Below are 1,892 nucleotides of genomic sequence, written 5' to 3' on the forward strand. Positions count from 1 at the left end.
GCGCACCCGCCCCCGGGCGCGGTCGGCGTCACGCGACCCCCTCCCGCCCGCTGGGCTCGCGGATCGCCCGCACCCTCGCCGCTCTGGCATCCGTGTTCTGCCTCCTGGTGACCGGCGTGGGCTGGTCGCTGTTCAACGGTCTGAGCTCCGACCTGTCCTCCGCCGGAGGTCTCGACGTGGGGGACGGCGGGCTCGACGGCGCCGTCGACATCCTCCTGGTGGGGACGGACAACCGCACCGACGCCCAGGGCAACGCGCTCAGCCAGGAGGAACTCGCCACCGTCCGGACCGGCGAGGACGAGGGCGAGAACACGGACACGATCCTGCTCATCCGGATCCCGGAGGACGGGAGCTCGGCCACCGCGATCTCGGTCCCCCGGGACGTCTACGTGGAGACCCGGGACATCGGGGGCAGCAAGATCAACGGTGTCTACGCCGGATACAAGCAGACGTACCTCGACGAGGCCGTGGCGAACGACCCCGACGGTGCGCTCACCGAGCAGGCCCAACGCGACGCCGTCCAGGCCGGCCGCAACGGGCTGATCAACACCGTCCGCGATCTCACCGGCGTGCAGGCCGACCACTACGCCGAGATCGGGTTGCTGGGATTCGTCCTGCTCACCGACGCCGTCGGTGGCGTGCCGGTGTGCCTGAACGAGGACGTCGACGAACCGCTGTCCGGCGCGAACTTCCGGGCCGGGGTCCAGACCGTGTCCGGCTCCGACGCCCTGAGCTTCGTGCGTCAGCGGCACGACCTGCCCGCGGGCGACCTCGACCGGATCGTCCGCCAGCAGGCGTTCATGTCCCAGCTGGTCAAGAAGACCCTGTCCGCCGGCACCCTCGCGGACCCGACGAAGCTCGGAGCGCTCGTCGACGCGGCCCGACGGTCGTTCGTCATCGACGAGAACTGGGACTTCGTGGACTTCGCGATGAAGCTCCAGGACATCAGCGGCGGGAACGTGCGGTTCGAGACCATCCCGGTCACGAGCATCGACTCCTTCACCGAATGGGGCGAGTCCATCGTCACCGTCGACCCCGACCAGGTCGCGGAGTTCGTCGGCGGATTCGCCAGTACCGACGACGTGGAGGAGGAACAGGAGCAGACCGGCACCCCGGGGGTGGACCCCGCCGCCGTGACCGTCTCGGTGGTCAACACCACCGCGATCGACGGTCTGGCGGCCCGGGTCTCCGGTTCCCTGTCCGAACTCGGGTATGCCGTCGGGGACCTGCTCACCGATCCGGCAGCGGCGTACACCTCCCACGTCGCCGCCGGTTCGGCCGACGACCCCTCGGCGTTCGCGGTCTCCGACGCGCTGGGCGGGTTGCCCGTCCAGGTGGATCCCGCGGTGCCCCCCGGGGCGGTCCGCGTGGTCCTGGCGGAGGACTACAGCGGTCCCACGGGGGACGCCTCCGCGACCGAGTCCTACTCCCCCGAGACCACCACCTACGCCCCGTTGCCACCGTCGATCGCGCAGCGTCCGACCTTCGACGCCGGTGGTTCGGACGTCCCCTGTGTGAACTGACCGAGCCGCACCCGACCGACCGTCCGGAGGACGACCCGTGAACACCGCCGCAGACACCGTGCTCCAGCCGCTCCTCGCAGCGGACCCGGGCGCGCCGCTGGTCACGCACTACGACCTCGGAGCACCGTCCCGGATCGAGCTGTCCGTGACCTCCACCGCCAACTGGGCCGCCAAGATCGCCGGGCTCCTGCGGGACGAGGTGGGCGTGGCCCCGGGTGACGTCGTGGTGTGCGACCTGCCGGCCCACTGGCTCACCGCCGGGGTGCTCCTGGGCGTCTGGTGGGCGGGGGCCGAGGTGCGGACCGGGCCGGCCGACGACGCCGTGGCGGTGATCACCACCGCCGACCGCCTGGAACGCCACCCGACCGA

2 protein-coding genes are annotated in these 1,892 nt (G+C 71.6%); both read left to right on the top strand.

Annotation, left to right across the window (positions count from 1 at the left end):
• On the top strand, positions 1-1,523 hold a 1,523-nt coding region (locus G6021_RS03305), incomplete at its 5' end, for an LCP family protein (protein ID WP_241736409.1).
• Between the two features lie 37 nt (positions 1,524-1,560).
• On the top strand, positions 1,561-1,892 hold a 332-nt coding region (locus G6021_RS03310), incomplete at its 3' end, for a TIGR03089 family protein (RefSeq protein ID WP_347238907.1).

The sequence above is a fragment of the Dietzia sp. CW19 genome, from assembly GCF_014145265.1.
Taxonomy (GTDB): domain Bacteria; phylum Actinomycetota; class Actinomycetes; order Mycobacteriales; family Mycobacteriaceae; genus Dietzia; species Dietzia natronolimnaea.